Origin of the sequence: Amycolatopsis sp. SID8362 (genome assembly GCF_010550475.1) — a bacterium.
GTDB classification, from domain to species: Bacteria; Actinomycetota; Actinomycetes; order Mycobacteriales; family Pseudonocardiaceae; genus Amycolatopsis; species Amycolatopsis eburnea.
The window spans coordinates 1-4,109 of record NZ_JAAGNB010000634.1 but is presented as its reverse complement, the minus strand read 5'-3'; the positions used below and the strand labels follow the sequence as shown (position 1 = coordinate 4,109).

At 71.3% G+C, this 4,109-nt stretch carries 4 protein-coding genes and 1 pseudogene; 4 read left to right on the top strand and 1 reads right to left on the bottom strand.

Annotated elements, in window-relative coordinates:
• The 3 genes from G3I65_RS19880 to G3I65_RS19870 all read left to right on the top strand — a co-directional run.
• Positions 1 to 654: hypothetical protein (locus G3I65_RS19880; RefSeq protein ID WP_203612435.1), on the top strand; the 654-nt coding region annotated here is incomplete at its 5' end.
• A gap of 116 nt (positions 655 to 770) precedes the next feature.
• A complete protein-coding gene (locus G3I65_RS19875) occupies positions 771 to 2,120 on the top strand; it encodes an MFS transporter (protein WP_309235570.1) in 1,350 nt (449 codons plus the stop codon).
• A complete protein-coding gene (locus G3I65_RS19870; RefSeq protein WP_160697440.1) occupies positions 2,117 to 2,878 on the top strand; it encodes an N-acyl homoserine lactonase family protein in 762 nt (253 codons plus the stop codon). The genes G3I65_RS19875 and G3I65_RS19870 overlap by 4 nt, the downstream gene beginning before the upstream one ends.
• On the opposite strand, the gene G3I65_RS19865 is transcribed toward G3I65_RS19870, so the two are convergent.
• Positions 2,856 to 3,518, bottom strand: a complete 663-nt coding sequence (locus G3I65_RS19865; RefSeq protein WP_160697439.1) for a TetR/AcrR family transcriptional regulator — start codon at positions 3,516 to 3,518, stop codon at positions 2,856 to 2,858. The two genes, G3I65_RS19870 and G3I65_RS19865, sit on opposite strands and share 23 nt — an antisense overlap.
• Before the next feature lie 92 nt (positions 3,519 to 3,610).
• On the opposite strand from G3I65_RS19865, the pseudogene G3I65_RS19860 reads away from it, so the two are divergent.
• Positions 3,611 to 4,109, top strand: a pseudogene (locus G3I65_RS19860) (shikimate dehydrogenase); the annotation flags it as partial.

Sequence of the window (4,109 nt, the reverse complement as noted above, 5' to 3'; positions counted from 1 at the left end):
CCGTACCGGACCACCGCCGCACCGGAAACCACGGCGGTGACCTCTTCGGCCCCGCCGGTCGTGGCGGCCGCCCCGGCGGTCGTGGCCGCGTGGGTCACCGACGTCCGGCCGGGCCCGGACGACCACACCGCGGTGCTGCGCGTCGACCTGCCCTCCTGCGCCCTCGAGCCGCACGCGCGGGTCACCGAGGCCGCCGAGCGGATCGACGCCGACGTCCAGTTCCGGCCCCCGGCGGGCCCGGAGTGCCCGCGGACAACGGCCGACTTCCCGGTGAAGACGGCAGCGCCGATCGGCAAGCGCCCGGTGATCGTCAACGCCGGGGAGAGCTGGCGGCTGCTGCCCGGCGGCTGGAGGAAGTGCGACAAGATCCTCGGCTGCGAGCCACCCGCCGACCACTGCGCCGCGGCGTGGATCGCGCAGCTCGAGTTCGCCGCGGAGGCCGAGCACCCGGGCACCACGCGGGCGTGCGACCAGAACTGGCTGATCCACGACCTGTCGCGGCGCGGCCAGGCCGCGAACCGGGTCGCCTACCGCTGGGCGGGCGGCGGCTGGACGAGTTTCGCCTCGGCCAAGGACGGCGGCTGCGGCGAAATCCTGGCCGTCGAACCGGCGTTCCCCCAGGCGCTCTGCCGGGACCTCACCCCGCCGTCCTGAGAACCGGTACTTGACAAGCCCGCGGGCGCCGTTCAATCTCTCTAATTAACCGTACGGTACATACCTAACCGGTTAGTTACTCGGACTGCAGTGGCGCACCCGCGGAGGAGATTGACGTGACCGATCGGCCGGACGGCGCAGTGGACACCCCTCCCGCAGGCAGGCCGGCGAAGGCGGCGCTGGCCGCGTGGATCGGCAGCGCGCTCGAGTACTACGACTTCTTCATCTACGGCACGGCCGCCGCGCTGGTCTTCAACAAGATCTTCTTCCCGGCCTCGTCGCCGGCGACCGGCACGTTGCTCGCGCTGTCGACCTTCGGCGTCGGTTACGTCTCCCGGCCGCTCGGCGCACTGCTGCTGGGGCACCTGGGGGACAAGTTCGGCCGCAAGCGCGTGCTGCTGGCGACGCTCCTGCTGATGGGCCTGTCCACCGTGCTCGTCGGCTGCCTGCCCGCGTACGGCAGCTGGGGCGTGGCCGCGCCGGTTCTGCTGGTCGCGCTGCGGTTGCTGCAGGGCCTGTCCGCCGGTGGCGAGCAGGCGAGCGCGAACTCCATGAGCCTCGAACACGCCCCCGAGCACCGGCGCGCGTACTACACGAGCTTCACCCTCAGCGGCACGCAGGCCGGGCAGATCCTGGCGACCGCGGTGTTCCTGCCGGTGGCCGCGTTGCCGCAGGATGCGCTGCTGTCCTGGGGCTGGCGGGTCCCGTTCTGGCTCAGCGCCGTCGTCGTGCTGGTCGGCTACTACATCCGCCGCTCGCTGGACGAGACCCCGGTGTTCCAGGAGGAAGTCGCCGGCGGCGAGGTCGTGAAGCTGCCGCTGGCCGTGCTGCTGCGGGACCACTGGGCCGACGTCCTGCGCGTCGTCGTCGCGGCCCTGATCGCTTCCGTCAGCACGATCTTCACCGTCTACGCGCTCAGCTACGCCGTCAACACCGCGGGGCTGAGCAAGACGCCGATGCTGTGGGTCGGCGTGCTGGCCAACGTCGCCGCCGTGATCTCGATCCCGTTGTGGGCCAAGCTTTCCGACCGCGTCGGCCGCAAGCGGATCTTCATCGGCGGGTCGCTGGGCTGCGCGGTCCTGATCTTCGCCTACCTCGGCGCCATCGCGGCAGGCAGCTACCTGTGGATCTTCGTCGTCGGCATCGGGATGTTCGGGATCGTCTACACCGCCACGAGCGCCGTGTGGCCGTCGTTCTACGGCGAGATGTTCCCCGCGCGGGTTCGCCTGTCCGGCACCGCGATCGGGACCCAGATCGGGTTCGCGATCAGCGGGTTCCTGCCGACCATCGCGGTGGGCGTCACCGGGACGGGCCGGGGCGCGTGGCTGGGCGTTGCCGTCTTCACCGCCGCGCTGTGCCTGGTCAACGTCATCGCCGTGGCCACCGGGAAGGAGACCTTCCGGGTGCCGACCGCGTTGCTCGGCCGCAAGGAGCCGGTGCGCGGCGAGGTCGCCGTTCCGCGATGAACGAGTTCGAGGTCTACGCGCTCTGCTACGGACGGCGGACGGGCTTCCGCGGTGAGCACTTCCTGGGCTACGACGGGAATTCCGCGGACCCGCACCCGACCGCGTACTACGTCTGGCTGGCGGTCTCGCCGGCGCACACGGTGCTCGTCGACGCGGGCATCCGGGCCGAGCGGGCGCGCGAAATCGACGGGCTGGACTACGTCGAGCCCGTCCGCTTGCTCGCCGAACTGGGTGTCGCCCCGGCGGCGGTGGACCACGTCGTCCTCACGCACCTGCACTACGACCACTGCGGCACGGTCGCCGCCTTCCCGGACGCGCGGGTCGTGGTCCAGCGGTCCGAAGTGGACTACTGGACCGGACCGTGGGCCAAGCGGATCGAGCGGGAACGGTGGCTGCTCGACGAAGTGGTGCTCGAAGACCTGCGGGCCGATCCGGTCGACGGGGACGCGGAAGTCGTGCCGGGGCTGAGCGTCCACCTCGTCGGCGGGCACACGGCAGGCACGCAGGTCGTGCGGGTCGAGACCGGCTCCGGGCCGGTGGTGCTGGCCTCGGACGCCAGCCACTTCCACGAGAACATCGAGACCGACCGCCCGGCGCCGGTGCTGCACTCGATGACCGGCGTGTACGGCGCCTTCGACCGGGTCCGCGAGCTGGCCGGCTCCGGCCCGGTCGTGCCGGGGCACGACCCGGATGTGCTCGCCCGGTACCCGCCGGTGACGGACCGGATCGTGCGGATCAGCGAGACGTCAGGTAGCTGACGAGCATGTCGGCGACCATCCGCCGGTGGTGGTCCCGGAAGGCCGGGTCGAGCATGTCGCGGTCGAAGATCGCGTTGAACGTGTGCCGGTTCGCCGTGCGGAACACGCAGAACGCGCTGATGGCCATGTGCACGTCGAGCGCGTCGACGTCGTCGCGGAACTGCCCGGTTTCGCGGCCGCGCGCGAGGATGCGGGTGAGCACGTCGAGGGCCGGGTTGGCCAGGTTGGACAGCGCGCTCGACCGGGCGATGTGCTCGGCGCGGTGGATGTTCTCGATGCTGACCAGCCGCACGAAGTCCGGGTGGGACTCGTGGTGGTCGAAGGTGAGCCCGGCGAGCTGCCGGATCGCCTCGGCGGGGTCGAGGTGGTCGACGTCGAGGTTCTGCTCGAGCGAGCGGATGACCGTGTACGCCCGTTCGAGCACCTCGACGAACAGCTGGTCCTTGTTGGTGAAGTAGTAGTAGATCATCCGCTTGGTCGTGCGGGTCTTCGCGGCGATCTCGTCCACCCGGGCGCCGTCGAAGCCCTTTTCGGCGAACTCACGGGCGGCGGTGTCCAGGATCTCGGTGCGGGTCCGGTCCGCGTCGCGGACGCGTTCGGGTCCGCTGTTCGCCACTTCGCCCGACGTCGGTGCTGCCACGGACTTCCTTCCTCGCTTCAGCTGGTGCTGCCCACTCTAGGCCGTGGTACAAATAACGTACTAGTTCGTACATTAGGGGAGGGCTCGTGACCTTGTCATCCGCCGCCGACGCGATCCGCGCCCACGCGGCGCGGGCCACGCCGGGCACGGTGCTCACCGGCCTGATCGGCACGGGCATCGGCCCGTCACTGAGCCCGCCGCTGCACGAGACCGAGGCTCGCCGGCTCGGGCTGGAGCTGGTTTACGCCCGGTTCGACCTCGACGACCACGACGTCCCGGCCACCGCCGTCGGCCCGATGCTGGCCGCGGCCCGGGAAGCGGGGTACCGCGGGCTGAACATCACGCACCCGTGCAAGCAGGTCGTGCTCGACCACCTCGACGAGCTGTCTCCGGACGCGGCCGCGCTGGCCGCGGTCAACACCGTCGTGTTCGAAGACGGCCGCGCGATCGGGCACAACACCGACTGGTCCGGCTTCGCGCGCGGGCTCCGGACGGGGCTGCCCGGCGTCGACCTGGGCTCCGTGGTGCTGCTCGGCGCGGGCGGGGCCGGCGCCGCGGTGGCGTACGGCCTGCTCACCGCGGGCGCGGGCC